Origin of the sequence: Halomonas sp. YLB-10, from assembly GCF_003856855.1 — a bacterium.
In the GTDB taxonomy this organism is placed as follows: Bacteria; Pseudomonadota; Gammaproteobacteria; order Pseudomonadales; family Halomonadaceae; genus Halomonas; species Halomonas litopenaei.
Map to the genome: position 1 here is coordinate 1 of NZ_RRCU01000011.1, position 17,240 is coordinate 17,240.

Annotated in this window: 13 protein-coding genes; 4 read left to right on the forward strand and 9 right to left on the reverse strand. The window is 66.2% G+C overall.

The genetic code is table 11. From position 1 onward, the window contains the following. Positions 1-178: 178 nt before the first annotated feature. Genes nosZ through EBB56_RS20420 form a run of 3 tightly spaced genes read right to left on the reverse strand, consistent with a single transcriptional unit; the run spans position 179 to position 4,635 of the window. Positions 179-2,065: a TAT-dependent nitrous-oxide reductase gene (gene nosZ / locus EBB56_RS20410; RefSeq protein WP_260425403.1), complete on the reverse strand. Its 1,887-nt coding sequence runs from the start codon at positions 2,063-2,065 to the stop codon at positions 179-181. A 1-nt stretch (position 2,066) separates the two neighbouring features. Beyond that, positions 2,067-4,262, reverse strand: a complete 2,196-nt coding sequence (locus tag EBB56_RS20415; RefSeq protein WP_124805201.1) for a NosR/NirI family protein — start codon at positions 4,260-4,262, stop codon at positions 2,067-2,069. A 55-nt stretch (positions 4,263-4,317) separates the two neighbouring features. After that, on the reverse strand, positions 4,318-4,635 hold the full coding sequence (locus tag EBB56_RS20420) for a cytochrome c (RefSeq protein WP_045993538.1): 318 nt from the start codon (positions 4,633-4,635) through the stop codon (positions 4,318-4,320). Between the two features lie 398 nt (positions 4,636-5,033). On the opposite strand from EBB56_RS20420, the gene hemN reads away from it, so the two are divergent. The 3 genes from hemN (at position 5,034) to EBB56_RS20435 (ending at position 9,623) form a co-directional block, all read left to right on the forward strand. Then, a complete protein-coding gene (gene hemN, locus EBB56_RS20425; RefSeq protein WP_124805202.1) occupies positions 5,034-6,419 on the forward strand; it encodes an oxygen-independent coproporphyrinogen III oxidase in 1,386 nt (461 codons plus the stop codon). Between the two features lie 234 nt (positions 6,420-6,653). Beyond that, positions 6,654-8,765, forward strand: coding sequence for an adenosylcobalamin-dependent ribonucleoside-diphosphate reductase (locus EBB56_RS20430; protein ID WP_045993536.1), 2,112 nt, complete (start codon positions 6,654-6,656; stop codon positions 8,763-8,765). 81 nt (positions 8,766-8,846) lie between these two features. Further along, entirely contained in the window at positions 8,847-9,623 is a 777-nt protein-coding gene (locus EBB56_RS20435; RefSeq protein ID WP_045993535.1) for a hypothetical protein, read from the forward strand. Between the two features lie 152 nt (positions 9,624-9,775). On the opposite strand, the gene EBB56_RS20440 is transcribed toward EBB56_RS20435, so the two are convergent. Both EBB56_RS20440 and EBB56_RS20445 read right to left on the reverse strand, forming a co-directional pair. Beyond that, positions 9,776-10,687 carry a hypothetical protein gene (locus EBB56_RS20440; RefSeq protein ID WP_045993534.1) on the reverse strand — a complete coding sequence of 304 codons (912 nt, stop codon included), beginning with the start codon at positions 10,685-10,687 and terminating at the stop codon, positions 9,776-9,778. Further along, a complete protein-coding gene (locus EBB56_RS20445) occupies positions 10,684-10,872 on the reverse strand; it encodes a hypothetical protein (RefSeq protein ID WP_045993533.1) in 189 nt (62 codons plus the stop codon). The genes EBB56_RS20440 and EBB56_RS20445 overlap by 4 nt, the downstream gene beginning before the upstream one ends. 235 nt (positions 10,873-11,107) lie before the next feature. Here EBB56_RS20445 and EBB56_RS20450 point away from each other — a divergent pair, with 235 nt between their 5' ends. Next, complete coding sequence (locus EBB56_RS20450) at positions 11,108-11,668, forward strand: SCP2 domain-containing protein (protein ID WP_083970484.1); 561 nt, start codon at positions 11,108-11,110, stop codon at positions 11,666-11,668. Positions 11,669-11,768: 100 nt separating this feature from the next. Here EBB56_RS20450 and EBB56_RS20455 read toward each other — a convergent pair whose 3' ends face one another. The 4 genes from EBB56_RS20455 to EBB56_RS20470 form a co-directional block, all read right to left on the reverse strand. Continuing rightward, complete coding sequence (locus EBB56_RS20455) at positions 11,769-12,686, reverse strand: U32 family peptidase (protein WP_045993532.1); 918 nt, start codon at positions 12,684-12,686, stop codon at positions 11,769-11,771. Positions 12,687-12,697: 11 nt separating this feature from the next. Further along, positions 12,698-13,693: a peptidase U32 family protein gene (locus EBB56_RS20460; protein ID WP_045993531.1), complete on the reverse strand. Its 996-nt coding sequence runs from the start codon at positions 13,691-13,693 to the stop codon at positions 12,698-12,700. Positions 13,694-14,063: 370 nt separating this feature from the next. Next, positions 14,064-15,560, reverse strand: coding sequence for a CoA-acylating methylmalonate-semialdehyde dehydrogenase (locus EBB56_RS20465; protein WP_045993530.1), 1,497 nt, complete (start codon positions 15,558-15,560; stop codon positions 14,064-14,066). 184 nt (positions 15,561-15,744) lie between these two features. Next, complete coding sequence (locus tag EBB56_RS20470) at positions 15,745-17,025, reverse strand: aminotransferase class III-fold pyridoxal phosphate-dependent enzyme (RefSeq protein ID WP_239452573.1); 1,281 nt, start codon at positions 17,023-17,025, stop codon at positions 15,745-15,747. Positions 17,026-17,240: the final 215 nt, after the last annotated feature.

The following is a 17,240-nucleotide window of genomic DNA, read 5'->3' on the forward strand; positions in this document are numbered from 1 at the left end:
GCCGTTGGGGGTGTGGTGGTTTTTGTTTTTTTTGTTTGGCGCTTTTTTGTGTGGGGGTGGGGGTGGGGGGGGTTGTGGGGGGGGGGGGGGGGGGGGGTTTTTTTTTTTTTTTTTTTTTTTGGGGGGGGGGGGGGGGGGGGCCCCCCCCCCCCCCCCCGCCCCCCCCCACGGCCGCTCCTCAGGCCTTCTCCACCAGCATGCGACCGAACATTTCCATGTGCATCGCGTGGCAGAACCAGTTGCAGTAGTACCAGTGCACACCGGCGCGTTCGGCGGTGAAGGTGACGCTGGACGTCTGTTGCGGACCGATCTCCATGGACACGCCATGGTTGACCATGCAGAAGCCGTGGGTCAGGTCTTCGACGGTATCCAGGTTGGTGATCACCACCGTGACCTCGTCACCCTGCTTCACCCTGAATTCGGTGATGCCGTACTGGGGCGCGACAGAGGTCATGTAGACGCGCACCTTGTTGCCGTCGCGGATGACCTTGTTGTCGCTCTCCAGGGTGATGCCGTCGGCCGCGGCCATGGCGCGGGTGGGTGCGAAGAACGGATCCTGGCGATCCCACACCTGGATCGGGTTGAGCTGGTCGGCGCGCATCATGATGGCGTCATGGGGCTCGGCGTAGGTCGGGCCGTCGTGGACCAGCTTCATGGTGTCGCCGGAGATGTCGATCAGCTGATCGTTTTCCGGGTGCAGCGGTCCCACCGGCAGGAAGCGGTCCTTGGAGAACTTGCACAGCACCACCAGCCACTTGCCGTCGGCATCGCGGGTCTCGCACAGGCTGGCGTGGTTGTGGCCCGGCTGATAGTGCACGTCGAGCTTCTGGTGGATGTAGTTGACGTCCTCGCCGTTGTAGGCGCGGATCGCCTCCTCGATGTTCCACTTGGCCACCTGGCTGTCGATGAACAGGGTGGTGTAGGCGAAGCCGCGACCGTCGAAGGTGGTGTGCAGCGGCCCCAGGCCCAGCTCCGGCTCGGCGACCACGCTGTCGCGGGGCTCGATCTCGTCGGCGAACAGCGCCGGCAGCTTGTCGATGGCGATGATCGACACCGTCGGCGACAGCTTGCCGTTGGCGATGAAGTACTTGCCGTCGGGTGAGGTATTCAGGCCATGGGGATTCTTGGGCACCGGAATGTAGCGCGTCAGCGGTGAGCCCTTGCGTCCGTCCAGCACCGGCACCGGGGAGTCGCCCAGGGTCTCGAACTGGCCTTTCTCGACGGCGGCCTCGATGGCTTCGACGTCGTACACCACCACCCAGTCACGCTCGGCACGCATGCTGTCGGCCAGGGTCATGCCCTTCTCGGAGTTGTAGCAGGTCGAGGCAACGAAGCGGCCGGTGTAGTCGGCGTCGGTGTTGTCCAGGTTGCCATCGACGATCACCTGCCAGGCCACTTCCATGGTCTCGGCGTCGATGGCGTTGAGCATGGTGTAGTAGTTCTCGGGATGCTCCAGGTCGCGACCGTCGTTGACCTGGGGGATCGGGAACTCGGCGTTGGCGAAGACGTACTTGGTGAAGGGCACCTTCTGCAGACGCAGGCCGTGGATGGCCTGGACGTTGGGAATAGTGGTGACCTTGTCGGTCTTCATGATGTCGAGGCGGATCCGCGCCACCCGGGTATTGGCCTTGTCGTTGATGAACAGGTACTTGCCGTCATAACGACCGTCGGTGAGCGAGGCGTGGGGGTGGTGGGCGTCACCGTTGTGGAAACGCGCGGACTCGCCGAGGATATGCCGGGACTCGTTGGTGATGCCCCAGCCGGTGGCGCTCTCGGTGTTGAACACCGGAATGCGCATCAACTCGCGCATGGAGGGGATGCCCAGCACCCTCACTTCGCCGGAGTGGCCGCCGCTCCAGAAGCCGTAGTATTCGTCGAGTTCACCGGGGGCCACCATGGCATCGCCTTCACTGGCGCGGGCACTGCGGCTGCCGAGCAGGGCGCTGGTGCCAACACCGCCGACCACTCCGCTGGCAAGGCCGGCGCCGGCGACGCCGGTCACCGCACTGTTGCGTAGAAAGTGGCGTCGGGCCAGATTCTGGATACTGCGGGAATCGTCACTCACTTCAGTTCTCCTCAAGGCAGGGTATACGCCGCGGGTCGCCGTCCTGGCTTGATCCGCGGGGTTCTGCGTCACCCACGTCGCCGTGCGTCCTCGCCGCATTCCGTTCCAGGCGCTTTCTGCGCTTGACCCGGGGCGGACAGCGACGGTCGTCGTCGTAGGTGATCTGGCAGTCCAGGCAGTAGTGGCACTCCGAGGCCTCGATGCGACCGTCGGGATGGATGGCCACCAGCTCGCAGTCGTTGGCGCAGATCTGGCAGGGGGTGCCGCACTGGCCACGGTGCCGCCTTAGCCAGTCGTAAAGGCGCAGGCGACCGGCGATGGCCAGGCTCGCACCCAGCGGGCAGACGTAGCGGCAGTAGGCCTTGTGCATGAAGGCCGAGCTTGCGATCAGTGCCACGGCGTAGAGCACATAGCCCCAGTCGCGCAGGAAGTGCAGGGTGATGGCGGTCTTGAACGGCTCGACCTCGGCCAGCCGCTCCGCCTGTCCCAGGTCGTAGAAGGACACCCCGACCAGGCCAAACAGGATCAGGTACTTCACCACCCACAGCCGCCGGTGCACGGCGAAGGGCAGCGTCAGTTGCGGCACCTTCAGGTGACGGGCGAGCTGGTTGACCAGGTCCTGCAGCGCGCCGAAGGGACACAGCCAGCCGCAGAAGATGCTGCGGCCCCACAGCACCAGAGTGACCGCCACGAAGACCCACAGCACGAACATCAGCGGATCGATCAGGAAGGCCGACCAGCTGAAGCCATGGATGACGGAATGGATCAGCGCCAGCACATTGACCACCGAGAGCTGGGCCAGCGAGACCCAGCCGATATAGACCAGGGTGTAGAGCAGGAAGGCCTTGCGCAGCGGGCGCAGCAGGCGCGGACGACGCGCCAGGGCGTCCTGGAACGCCAGGATCAGTGACAGCGTCACCAGTCCAGCACCAAGCCCGATCAGCTCTAGCCGACTCTGCTGCCACATCTCGAGCCACAGCGGGGCGGGCTCCACCGGCTCGGGACGCTCGATAAAGGCCTCGGGCAGCGCCTGGTCGAGATGAAAGCGGGTGAACTCCTGGGTCAGCGGCCCCGAGGCCCGGCGCACCAGCAGGTTTAGCCGCCAGGGCGTGCCCGGGTCGAAGTGGGCGTCCTCGTGGATCACGAAGATGTCGCGTTCGCTGAGTGCGGGGGCTCCGTCGATGGCCAGGCGCGGCAGGCGGCGCTGGTCGCTGTCGTGGAAGCTGATCGAGGCGTTGCCCTGGACCAGCTCGATACGATCGAAGATGCCGCCGCGCACGTAGCCCGACCCCTTGTAGGAAAAGCTGCCGTCGGCGAGCAGGGCAACGGCGTGTTCGCCGGGGGCGAGGCTCGCCATCAACTGGTCGTAGCCGCGCTCGCCGAGCAGATTGCGGCCAACGCTCGGCGCATTGAGGTAGCCCAGGTAAAGATCGATGAAGGTGGCGTCGCGGGGCGAACGCTGGCCGCTCAGGTAGTGCTCCGCAGGGGTGCCGACGAAGGCGTCATCGACCTCTCCCTGGCGCAGGGTCAGGTGGCCCAGTGCCCCCTGGTCGAGCAGGCCCTGCCAGTCGGCGGGCGCGTAGATCTCGTCGCGCACGCGGGCGATTGGCGCTGCCGCGGGGTCCTCGATCAGCCCCAGGGCGGCGGCGACCAGGCGTCCTGCCCGCATGATGGTGTCGTTGACCACGATGACGGTCACGGTGGCGCCGGAGATGGCATCGACGTCCTCTCCCACCTCCAGGCGCGACGTCACCGAGGTACCCAGGTGCTGGCCGGCGAAGTCGTCCAGGCGCTCTGACGGGATACCGACCAGCATGATCGGCTCGGAATGATTGAGTACCTTGGCCAGGCGCAGGCTGGCGGAAGGATCGATGGCGATCAGCAGGTTGACCGGCTTGCCCGAGTAGGCGGGGATCGGCGCGACCTCGGCGCTCTCGAAGGCGTAGCCGACCAGTTCGTCGCCACGGTAGAGCGCATTGACCGGCCACGGCAGGTCGGTCACCGGCTCGACCCTGTCGGTGCCGGGAAAGGCCTGCTGAAACAGCGCGAGGTCACCCTTGGCGCTGCCAAGGTCACCGGGATACTGATCGAATTCCAGCGCCAGGGCGGGCAGGCTCAAGCACATCGCCAACAGCACGACAAGCAGGCGCAGGGGAGAAGACCAGTGGCGGGGAAAATGGCGGGGGGCTTGGGTCATGGCATGACCTCGAGGCGCAAAGCGCCCCGAGGACGCTTCGCGCACCAGGGTGGGATCAGGGCGTCAGCGACGAGAAGTAGGCGGCGATGTCGGCGATATCCTGATCCGACAGGGCCGCCGCCTGGGGCGCCATGATGGCGGACATGCCACCACCGCGCTGACCCTCGCGGTAGGCCTTGAGCGCGCTTTCCAGGTACGGAGCGTTCTGACCCGCCAGGTTGGGATAGATCGGTCCGGTGGCCTTGCCGTCAGTGCCATGGCAGGCGGCGCAGGCGCCGATCTTGGTTTCACCGGCGGCGGCGTCGCCGGCGGCCTGGGCGTTGAGACTGAACAGACAGGCGGCGCCAAGCGCGGCCAGGGGGATCCATTTCATGATGAGCGCTCCTCGGTCTTGGGGCGTGATACCTGACGCAAGCGGCGTGCGGCTTGGGTCAGGCATCACGGTTTGTGCGGGATGTCCCTTGGGACTCTCGAGTATTGGAGCGCTCAGCGACAATACCCTATGACGTTGGTCAACTTTAGGCGGGGAGAGGTACGTCTTCCGTACTATGCTTGATCGGGATCACTGGGATGGCAGGGGCATCATTGCGGTTGGCTCGCGTTTGCACTACCTCGGGCGAGAACACGCCACAGGGGCAAGCGCCGTGATGCCGCTGCCGTGATTTGATGCAGATCATGTCTGGCTTCGTCTTGCCGGGACGGGCGGATTCGACGTGCGACAATGCCGACAGATGCCGCCGTCGGGCGGTCGTGTCACGAGGGGCCTTGTCGATGTCATCCGATGTTTTGCCGTTTCAGCGTGCGCTGGTCGAGAAGTACGACCGTCCAGGGCCGCGCTACACCTCCTATCCCACCGCGCCGCACTTCCACGACGGTTTCGGTGTCGCCGACTATCGCCAGGCGGTCGAGCGCAGCCAGCAGGGGGAGCCGAAGCCGCTGTCGGTCTACGTCCATGTGCCCTTCTGCGAAAGCCTCTGCTACTACTGTGCCTGCTCCAAGATCATTACCCACAATCGCGAGCGTGCCGCTGAGTACCTGGCGCTGCTCAAGCGCGAGATCGCCCTGCAGGCGGCGCTGTTCGACGAGACCCGGGAGCTCAACCAGCTGCACCTGGGTGGGGGCACCCCGACCTTTCTGTCCAATGACCAGCTCAAGGGGCTGATCGACGCCCTGGCGCGCCACTTCCGGTTCGCCCCGGAGCAGCGCCGGGAATTCTCGCTGGAGGTGGATCCGCGTACGGTGACCCCCGCCCAGATCCATGAACTGCGCGAGATGGGCTTCAATCGTCTGAGCTTCGGCGTCCAGGACTTCGATCCGCTGGTGCAGAAGGCGGTCAACCGCGTGCAGAGCGAGGCCCAGGTGGCAGCCCTGGTGGACGCCGCCCGGGACGCCGGCTTCGCCTCGGTGTCGGTGGACCTGATCTATGGGCTGCCGCTGCAGACCCGCGACAGCTTCGACGCCACCCTGGCCAAGGTGGTGGCGCTGAGACCCGACCGCATCGCCGCCTACAGCTACGCCCACCTGCCGTCGCTGTTCAAGGCCCAGCGGCTGATCCGCGACGAGGACATGCCGCCGCCCGGGCGCAAGCTCGAGTTGCTCGAGCTGACCATCGAGCGGCTGACCCAGGCGGGCTACGTCTATATCGGCATGGACCACTTCGCCCTGCCCGAGGACGAACTCAGCAGAGCCCGTCACGACGGTACCCTGCAGCGCAATTTCCAGGGCTACTCGACCCACGCTCAGTGCGACATGATCGGGCTCGGGGTCACCTCCATCGGCAAGGTCGGCGACGCCTACAGCCAGAACGTCAAGACCACCGCCGAGCACGCCGAGCACCTCGAGGCCGGGCGGCTGCCGGTGTTGCGGGGCTATCGGTTGAGCGACGAAGACCAGCTGCGTGCCGAACTGATCACCTCGCTGATGTGTCACGGCGAGGTGCGCTTCGCCGAGTTCGAAGCCCGTCACGCTATCGACTTTCGCACGCATTTCGCCAGCGCCCTCGACCAGCTCGACGAGATGCAGGCCGACGGCTTGATCGAGATCAAGCAGCAAGCGCTCAGGGTACTGCCGGCAGGACGCCTGATGATGCGCAACGTGGCCATGGCCTTCGATGCCTACCTGGTCCCCGGCAGCGGGCGCTTCTCGCGCACCGTCTAGCCGGCTCTATCGCGGCTGCCCCGGGGCGAGACGCCCGGGGTAGGCCGCGCTACCTTTCATGCGCCAAAGCCGAATTAACGATCGGGTCTTCCATGGCCCGATTTTTCGTTTATATTGTGCCGCCGGTCGAAAATTTTACTATATCTGGTAGGGTGCCCGAGCTTATCCGGAGCGCGCATCCGCCCCTTTACGACCCCGTTTATTTGCCGGTAACTTCATCGGAGACAAGCTTTCATGACCACATCCGCCAAGGCCGCCGCCCTGTCGCAGGAGGTTCCCATGCAGGGCCCCTCGTATGACATCTGGGACGCCAAGTATCGCTTGAAGGACCGCCACGGCCAGCCCGTCGACGCCGACCTTCAGGCCACCTGGGACCGCGTGGCCAAGGCGCTGGCCGCCGTCGAGGGCGACGCCGCCGACAAGTGGCTGCCGAAGTTTCGCTGGGCGCTGGAAAACGGCGCCGTGCCGGCAGGCCGGATCACCTCCAACGCCGGAGCCGAGGGCTACAAGCCCGCGGTCAGCCTGATCAACTGCACGGTATCGCGGACCATTCGCGACTCCATGCACGACATCCTCGACAGCGTGGTGGATGCGGGCATGACCCTCAAGGCCGGCTGCGGCATCGGCTACGAGTTCTCCACCCTGCGCCACAAGGGCGCCTTCGTGTTCGGCGCCGGTGCCGGCACCAACGGCCCCCTGGCGTTCATGGATATCTACGACAAGATGTGCTTTACGGTGGCCTCCGCCGGCGGCCGTCGTGGCGCCCAGATGGGCACCTTCGACGTCGGTCATCCCGACGTGCGCGACTTTATCGAGGCCAAGCGCGAGGCCGGTCGCCTGCGCCAGTTCAACCTGAGCCTGCTGATCACCGACGAGTTCATGGAAGCGGTGAAGCAGGACGCCGACTGGCCGCTGGCCTTCCCGCTGCACGAGGGCGAGAAGGGCGACGTCGATGACAGCGAGCTGATCTACCGCGACTGGCCGGTGATCGAGGACGGCTACACCCAGGACGCCGAAGGTCGCGTGGCCTGCCGCGTGGTCGAGGTGATCAAGGCCCGCGAGCTGTGGGACACCATCATGCGTTCCACCTACGACTACGCCGAACCCGGGTTCATCCTGATCGACCAGGTCAATCGCATGAACAACAACTGGTTCTGCGAAGAGATCCGCGCCACCAACCCCTGCGGCGAGCAGCCGCTGCCGCCGGAGGGCGCCTGCCTGCTGGGGTCGGTCAACCTGACCCGCTTCGTGATCGATCCGTTCGGCGACAAGCCGCGCTTCGACTGGGACAAGTACCGTGAGGTGGTGGCGATCTTCACCCGCATGCTCGACAACGTGGTCGAGATCAGCGGCCTGCCGCTGTCCGGCCAGCGCCGCGAGATCGAGGCCAAGCGCCGCCACGGCATGGGCTTCCTCGGCCTCGGCTCGACCATGACCATGCTCAAGATGCCCTATGGCTCGGCCGAGTCGCTGGGCTTCACCGAGGAGGTCAGCCGAGTGCTGGCCGTGGAGGGCTGGAAGCAGGCGCTGGAGCTGTCCCGCGAGAAGGGCATGGCCCCGATCCTCGAGCAGGAGTTCGAGCTGACGCCGAAGATGCTTCGCGAGCGTCCCGAGCTCGGCCGCGACGGCTATGAGGTCGGCGACAAGGTGCCCGGGCGCATCCTGCACGCGCGCTACAGCCGCTATATGCAGAAGATCGCCGAGGTCGAGCCGCAGCTGGTGGCGGAGCTGGCAGAGCACGGCGCGCGCTTCACCCACCACTCGTCGATCGCCCCCACCGGGACGATCAGCCTGTCGCTGGGCAACAACGCCTCCAATGGTATCGAGCCGTCGTTCTCCCATCGCTACTTCCGTAACGTGATCCAGGCCGGCAAGAAGACCAAGGAGCAGGTCGAGGTGGTGTCCTTCGAGCTTGCCGCTTACCGTCACTTCATGCACGCCGACGCGGTGGAAAGCGACCTGCCCGAGTACTTCATCACCGCCGACGCGGTGACCCCCAAGCAGCACGTGGCGGTGCAGGCCGCGGCCCAGGCCTGGGTCGACTCGGCGATCTCCAAGACCGTCAACGTGCCCACCGACTTTGCCTTCGAGGCGTTCAAGGACCTGTACCTGGACGCCTACCAGAGCCGCCTCAAGGGCTGCACTACCTTCCGCTTCAACCCGGAGGCCTTCCAGGGCGTGCTGGTGCGCGAGGATGACCTCAAGAACACCACCTATATCTTCGAGCTGGAGAACGGCGAGACCCTCGAACTCAAGGGCGACGAGACGGTGATCTACGACGGCGAGGAACACAACGCCGCCAACCTCTACGACGGCTTGAAGGAGGGGACCTATGGCAAGTGGTAATCGGACCAGCGGCGAGCCGCAACATCATGCCTGGGTCGTGAGCGTGTCACGCCCGCATCATCTTTCTGGAGGAGCCCGCTGATGGCTGTCGAAATCAATTCCAAGATCGTGGGCTACCGCGTCAAGAGCGAGGAGGCCGCCCCCGCGCCGGCCCCGCTGCCCGAGGAAAACCCGCTGACCATGCGCATCCCCTCGCGCCCCGAGGGAACGCTGGAGGCAGTATCCGAGAAGATCTCCTACGTCGGCGCCGAAGGCCGCAAGAAGGTCTACCTGCTGGTGTCCTTCATGCCGGTGGAAGGCGTGCTCAACGGCCAGCGGGTGATTATCGAGCGCCCGGTGGAGTTCTTCTTCCCCTCCGGCCAGCTGTCCAGCGAACACCAGTGGATCACCGCCACCATGCGCAGCCTGTCGCTGGCCGCCCGCGGCGGCTACGTCACCCAGGCGGTGGCGGATCTGCGCAAGGTGGCCTGGGACAAGGGCCTGGTGCGCTGCGGCATGAACCGCTGGAACAAGCCGATGTTCCACGACTCCGAGGTCGCCGCCATCGCCTGGTCGATCCAGCAGATCCTCTATCGTCGCGGCTTCCTCGACATCGACGGCAACCAGATTCCGGTGGAGGAGCTGGTCAGCCGCTACGCCCGGCGCCAGGCCTCCGGCCACGGCTGGTACCCCGCCGAGGTCGAGGACGAGACCCCGAGCGGCGCGGTCGAGCCGCTGGATGGCAAGCCTGCCGAGTCCGCCGCCGAAGGCGCCAGCCCCGCCGTGGTCGGCAACTGCCCCGAGTGTCGCGGCGAGCTGATCATGATGGACGGCTGCCCCACCTGCTACGCCGGCTGCGGCTGGTCGAAGTGTGGCTAGTCGACGTTTGGTTGGAAAGCACGACTAGAATACGTGGCTAGAAAGCACGGCTGGCGCGCGAACAACCCAGCGTCACAACGATGGGCCCTTCGGGGCCCATCGTTGTGTCTGGAGGGGTGGTTTTCGTTCAGCCAGCGTCGTGACAGCAGGCGCTATGACGCCCCAGGCGGCTGAGCCTGGCCGGAGCGGGTGGTGTTGTAGACGGGGTGGCCGCAGGGGCAGTGGTGGTTGATGAACCGGCTGCGGAAAAAACGGATGTCGAACTCCCGGACGTAGCTGGTCTTGTGGGCGGCCAGCACGATGTCAAAGGCGTAGTCGCGGTGGGCCTCGCCCCGACTCTGGGCGTCCAGGTAGGGCGTGTAGTCGGTGGTGATATGCAACTGGAGATGGGCTTCGCACAGATGCCCGGTGAAGTAGGGCAACACACGTATCTGGCTTTCCTCCTTGGGCGCCGAGGGTTCGGGCATGCCAGTCACGTTGCCGATGATCACCTTGCGAGAATCCAGCACGAACATGCAGAGGCCGCTGCCGGTGCCAAGCAGGCTGCCAAGGTAGAGGGTTTCGGCATGGTCACCCTCTATCAGCTTGCGCATGGCGTGGACGGTGAAGCGATAGCTCTGCCAGTGGCACCACTGTGCTGCTCGTTGCAGTCGGTGATAGACACTAGCCCCGACGCTGCGACGCGCAAACCCGGCCAGGCGCTGGCGCAGACGGGATTGGCCCAGATAGAAGGCATAGTACCAGGCCACCAGTTTCGTAAACGCCAGGCAGATGATCGCAATAGTGAGGGTAACCAGCGACGTCTGAAGGAAGGGCTCGCCGAAGGGCTCGCCTTGGGTGTCTGGGTAGGCGTAAGGAGAAGCGGAGGGGGCAGAGAAAGCGTGCAGGAGGTAAAGCACAGCGAAGACCGGGAGGGCGGCCCCAAAGCCGGCGATGGCGCTGCGCAAGGTCAGCTGTTGTCCGTTGGCACGAATGACGTAGCGTCGCCAGGAAGGGATCGAATGGCATAGCAGAAAGCCGGCCACCAGCAGGACGAAAGGTGGCAGCAGCTTGATGCCGCTCATTCCGGCTTGCTGTCCCTGCGATCGAGGCTGCGGCGAAGGGCTCTGACGTTGCTCTTGACCTTGCGCGACCGCACCAGCTCGGCGCTGTCCACGGAGACGGCGCCGCGATGCGATATCTTCATGCTACGCAGGTGGCCACCCTCTTTGGCCTTGAGGTAGCCTTCGAAGCTGGTTTCGATGGACATCGTTGCTCCTTTTCCGCTTGTGAACTCAATGCTCTGCGGAACCTGGGTGAAGCCAAGGGGCCGAACCCGATGATGTCAGCAGTGTAGCAGAGTTCCCATTTCGACCCCGGCATTCGGCTGTGTCAGAGCGTTCAACGAGCGCTACACCAGAGGGCTTGATGGGCGTCATGAACCGAGGGCGACGGTATCGCTAGCATGACCCGGCGGCGTCGTGCCGCTTGACCAGGAACCCGTCATGTCGCTGTCGCCGCTCGGCTCGCTGTCGTTGCCTTCTCTTGCCCTTCCTGCCCTGCCCACCCTTCCTTCGTTGCCGTCGTCGTTGACGTCTGGCGCCTTGACCCGGGTGCCCCATCGTCTGCATCTGTCACTGATGCGCCGTCTCGGCCCGCTGCCCCTGCCGCTGTTGCGCACGAGTCTCGAGCCCTGGCTCAACCGCACCCTGGCCGAGCCACTGGCCGACGGTGAGTTCGACGTGCTTGAAGGGCGCCGGGTGTGTCTGTCCATCGATGATCTGGCGCTGGCGGTCACCCTGACCCTCACGCACGGTCGCCTGCAGGTCACCGACGCGCCCTGGGAGGTGAAGGTGGCGGGGGGCTGGCGCGAGTTCGCCTGCCTGGCCAGCCGCGAGGAAGACCCGGACAGCCTGTTCTTCCAGCGCCGGCTGTGCCTGGAGGGCGATACCGAACTGGGGCTGACGGTGAAGAACCTGCTGGATGGGCAGGAAATGGAACTGCTGCATCCCTACCTGCTCGAGGCGCTGGGCCAGCTGCAGCGCTGGCTGCCTCGCCAGGCCTAGGCGCCTGGTTACCGCCTGCTGGCTGGCGGGTTGAGCCATCTAGCGATGGAGGCCGGCGAACCGGCCTCCTGAGTGAGGTGGTGTGAGAGGGAAGGGGCTTTCAGTCTTCCAGTACCGGCGCCAGATCCATCCCCGCCTGGCCGTGCCAATAGCCATTGCACAGCTCGGCGTCCACCAGCGCCAGCGGCGAGGGCGCCGAGTAGCGTCCTTGGCGGGCCAGGTCGAAGTCCGCCACCACCTCATCCATCCCCTCTGAACGCGGACTTAGCCGGGCCGTGGTGACGCCCATTGTGGCCATCTCGGCAAGCTCGTGGCGCAGGTCCTGACAGGCCCCGGACAGGGTCTGGATACCGTTCAGGGTGAACAGTCGACGGCTGTCGTCCTGGGTGGTCAGCGACAGCCCTTCCGGATAGTCCTGGCAGACGAACTGGCAGCGATCCTTGGGGTGCTGATGGTGACGCGCGGTAAAGCAGCGCGACGACCAGGCCAGCGGCAGGTGGCCGTAGGCCAGCACCTCGCAGTCCAGCGCCAGCCCCGCCTCGCGGGCGTCAGACAGCAGCCGGGCCAGGTCGGCGCCGGGCAACTCCACCGGGGCGACGAAGCGGAACATGCCGGCGCGCTTGAGGATCTCCAGGGTCGGCACATTGTAGAGGTTGAGCGCCGGGCCGCCGACGAAGGGCAGGCCCGCCTCGGACAGCCGGTGCACCGCGCTCATGTCGTTGGCCTCGACCAGGAAGTCGCCGTTGTCGCACAGCCTGGTCAGGTCGCGCAGGTCGGCGTTGGACTCGATCAGGGTCTGCGAGCCGAGGATCACCTGCTTGCCGGCGGCGGCGAGCTGGTGGCCGATCTCCAGCCAGTCGGCGAGCTTCATGTCGCGCCGCCGGGAGCACACGGTTTCGCCCAGGGTGACGCTGGTCAGCGGCCAGTGGCAGGCCTGTTCATAAAAGGCGAAGTAGCGCTCGCGGGTCCAGTAGAAGGACACCGGGCCAAGGCTCAATTCCAGTGAAGCAGCGGTCATCTCGCCTCCTGTCATTTCCAGTCGCGCTCGTAGGCGCCGAGAGTATGGGTGGAGCCTTCGGCCAGCGGCGCCAGGGCGGCGCTCCAGTCGGCCTGGGGGCGATAGTCGTCGCCGGCCCGGTCCAGATGGTCCAGCGCCTGGCGCCACACGCGGGTGACGCTGGCCACATAGGCCGGACTGCGCTGACGACCCTCGATCTTGATCGCCTTGATGCCCAGCGCCGCCAGCTGGGGCAGCAGGTCCAGGGTGCTGAGGCTGGTCGGCGCCTCGATGGCGTGGCCGACGTCGCCCTCGACGTTGAAGCGTCCCTTGCACAGGGTCGGGTAGCCGGCCTGTTCGTCGGCGCGGTAGCGATCGATCAAGACGCCGTTCAGGCGCGATTCGCGTCCGCTGGCGGTCTCTTCCCAGCGCACGTGGGCCGCCGGCGAGCACACGCCGTGGGTGTTGGGTGATTCGCCGGTCAGGTAGGACGACAGATAGCAGCGGCCCTCGGCCATGATGCACAGGCTGCCGAAGGCGAACACCTCGAGCTCCACCGGGCTGTGGCGGGCCAGGTCGCGCACCTGGTGGATCGACAGCACCCTGGGCAGCACCGCGCGACGGATGCCGAACTCGCGGTGGTAGAAGGCCAGCGCCTCATGGCTGGTGGCGGAGCCCTGCACCGACAGGTGGCGGGGGGTGTCCGGGTGGCGCTCGGCGGCGTAGGCCAAAAGGCCCGGGTCGGCCAGGATCAGGGCGTCGACCTGAAGCGAAGCCGCCTGGTCCACCGCCGCGCGCCACTGGGCCAGGCTCGACTGCTGCGGGTAGGTATTGATCGCGCAGAACACCCGGCAGCCCCGGGCGTGGGCGTAGTCGATACCCTCGCGGGCGCGCTTGTCGGTGAAGTTCAGCCCGGCGAACTGGCGGGCGTTGGTGGCATTCTGAAAGCCGAAGTAGACCGCGTTGGCGCCCTCGTCCACGGCGCGCTTCAAAGCGGGCAGGCTACCCGCGGGACAGACCAGTTCCATGTCGATCTCCGAGCGAAGAGAGGCGCCATGCTAGCCCCGCCCGGACACCGCCGGCTTGATGCGTATCAGTGTCCGCCAATGAAGTGGGGGATGGAGCGAAGGGATGACGCGCTGCACCGGGGCCGGGTGTGGACAACCTGGCGATGGTGGGAATCCGACTTGCGGGTCAGGCGTGCAGATAAAGGTGGCGATGAGCTTGTGAGTCGTTCTGTGGATAACCCTGTGTGGCACCTTGTGAAAAGCGGTGGGCAGGCGGTGCAGGGGCTGTGGGCAGCGGTGTATAAGTCGCCTGTCAGTGGTGGATCAGCGGCTCGCTCGCTGTGGTAAACGAAAACGGGCCCCGCAGGGCCCGTGGCATTCTTGCCGGAGCCTACTGACCGCCGGAGGGGAAGTGGAACTCCGCCTGGGTGGTCTCGAAGGGCGAGGGCCAGCGCTGTGACACCGCCTTGCGACGGGTGTAGAAGCGCACCGCGTCAGGGCCGTAGGCGTGCAGGTCGCCGAACAGCGAACGCTTCCAGCCGCCGAAGCTGTGGCTGGCCACCGGCACCGGCAGCGGCACGTTGATACCCACCATGCCGACCTCGATGGCGTCGGTGAAGCGGCGCGCCGCCTCGCCGTCACGGGTGAACAGGCAGGTACCGTTGCCGTACTCGTGGGCGTTGGTCAGGGCGATGGCCTCATCGAGGCTGTCGACACGCACCACGCACAGCACCGGGCCGAAGATCTCCTCGCGGTAGATGGTCATCTCCGGGGTGACCCGGTCGAACAGGCAGCCGCCGACGAAGAAGCCGTTCTCGTGGCCCGGGACCACCAGCTCGCGGCCGTCGGCCACCAGGGTGGCCCCTTCCTGCACGCCCTTCTCGATATAGCCGAGCACCTTGTCGCGATGCTGGGCGGTGACCAGGGCGCCCATGTCCAGGCCCTTGTCGGTGCCGGGGCCGATCTTCAGCGCGGCGATCTTGGGGCCCATGGCCTCGATCAGACGGTCGGCGGTGTCATCGCCGACGCATACCGCCACCGAGATCGCCATGCAGCGCTCGCCGGCGCTGCCGTAGGCGGCCCCCATCAGGGTGTTGGCGGCGTTGTCGATATCGGCGTCGGCCAGCACCACGGCGTGGTTCTTGGCGCCACCGAGGGCCTGCACCCGCTTGCCGCTCTCGGCGCCACGTCGGTAGATGGTTTCGGCGATGGGGGTCGAGCCGACGAAGGACACGGCCTTGATCTCGGGGGCGTCGAGCAGCGCCTCGACGGTCTCGCGGCCGCCCTGGACCACGTTCATGATGCCCTGGGGCAGGCCGGCTTCCTCGAGCAGGCGGGCGACCGCCAGGGCGGCGGACGGGTCCTTCTCGGAGGGCTTGAGCACGAAGGCGTTGCCGCAGGCGATGGCCATCGGGTACATCCACAGCGGTACCATCGCCGGGAAGTTGAACGGGGTGATGCCGGCCACCACGCCCAGCGGCTGGAAGTTGGAGAAGGCGTCGATGGACGGCCCCACGTTGTGGGAGTACTCGCCCTTGAGCAGCTCCGGCACGCCGCAGGCGTACTCGACGTTCTCGATGCCGCGCTTGAGCTCGCCCATGGCGTCCTCGAGAGTCTTGCCGTGCTCTTCGCTGATCAGTCGCACCAGACGATCGGCGTCACGCTCCAGCAACGCCTTGAAGCGGTACATCACCTGGGCGCGCTTGGCCGGCGGGGTATCGCGCCAGGCCGGGAAGGCCGCCTGGGCGGCGTCGATGGCGGCCTTGACGGTGTCGGCGTCGCCGTCGGCGACCTGGCGAATGGTCTCGCCGGTGGCCGGGTTGGTGACCGGCAGATGGCGGCTGGCCTCGAGATCCTGACCATTGATCCAGTGATTGACGTTGTCCATCGAGGGTCCTCAAGTGTCGAAAGGGCGGACGGGCATGGCCCGTCCGCGCTGTGGATAACGCTGTGAACAGTGGGTGTAAAGGTTGTCCACAGGCTGTCGGTTTCAGGTGGATAAGCCGGGCGCTCGGTACCGGCAAGCGGCCCCAGGCGAGCGGACTTAGTCGAGCGGCCCCAGTCAAGCGGACTTAGTCGAGCCGGTCGAGGGTCTCGGCGACGGCGTCGAACAGGCGCTCGAGCTCGGCCTCGGTGGTGGCGAATGGAGGGCCGAACTGCAGGGTGTCGCCGCCGAAGCGCACATAGAAGCCGGCCTCCCACAGCGCCAGGTGAGCGTCGCGCGGGCGGATGGCCGGATCGCCGTCGCGCGGGGCCAGCTGGATCGCCCCGGCCAGGCCGAAGTTGCGGATGTCGACCACATGGGAGCGGCCCTTCAAGGCGTGCAGGCGATCCTCGAAGGCCGGGGCGATGGCCCTGACCTGGGCCGGGAAGTCCTCGCGCTCGAGCAGGTCCAGCGCGGCCAGGGCGGCGGCGCAGGCCACCGGATGTCCGCTGTAGGTGTAGCCGTGGGGAAATTCGATGGCGTGCCCCGGGCCGCCGGCGTGCATGAAGGTGTCATGGATCTCGCCAGAGGCGATCACCGCACCCATCGGCACGCAGCCGTTGGTGATCTGCTTGGCCACCGTCATCAGATCCGGGGTGACGCCGAAGGCCTCGGCGCCGGTGCGCGCACCGCTGCGACCGAAGGCGGTGATTACCTCGTCGAAGATCAACAGGATGTCGTGGGCCGAGCAGATCTCGCGCAGCCGCTCGAGGTAGCCCTTGGGCGGCACGATGACCCCGGCGGAGCCGGACATTGGCTCGACGATCACCGCCGCGATGTTGGAGGCGTCGTGCAGCGCGATCTGCTCGAGCAGCGCATCGGCAAGCTCGGCCCCGGTCTCGGCCTGGCCCCGGGTGAAGGCCTGGTTCGGCTGCAGGGTGTGGGGCAGGTGGCTCGAGTCCAGCAACTGACCGAAGTGCTTGCGGTTGCCGCCGATGCCGCCAAGGCTGGTGCCGCCGATGTTGACCCCGTGGTAGCCCTTGGCCCGGCCGATCATGCGGGTCTTTTCCGGGCGACCCTTGAGTCGCCAGTAGGCCTTGGCCATCTTCAGCGCGGTATCGGCGGACTCGGAGCCGGAATCGGTGAAGAACACATGGTCGAGTCCCGTCGGGGTCAGGCTCGCGACCTTCTCGGCCAGCTTGAAGGCCAGCGGATGGGACACCTGAAAGCTCGGCGCGAAGTCGAGACTGCCAAGCTGGTGGGCCACCGCCTCGCGGATCTCTTCACGGTTGTGCCCGGCGCCACTGGTCCACAGACCCGACAGCGAATCGAACACCCGGCGGCCGCGGTCGTCGATGAAGTAGCGGCCCTCGGCGCCCTGGATCATCCGCGGATGCTGGTGGAAGTCCTGGTGGGCGGTGAACGGCATCCAGTAGTGATGGTTGAGCCCGGCCCCCGCAGGTCGCTCGGCGTGGGCGTCGGGATGGGTATCGAGGGTGTCGAAGGTCAGCATGGCGATTCTCCAGTCAGGGCCGCAGGGCGGACATGGACTCAGCATGGACCGGAAGTCAGGTTAATAAAATCATGCTCTGCTTTCGTTCAGGTTGGGTTTTGCTGACGCGATTGCTGGCTCGGCACCATGGT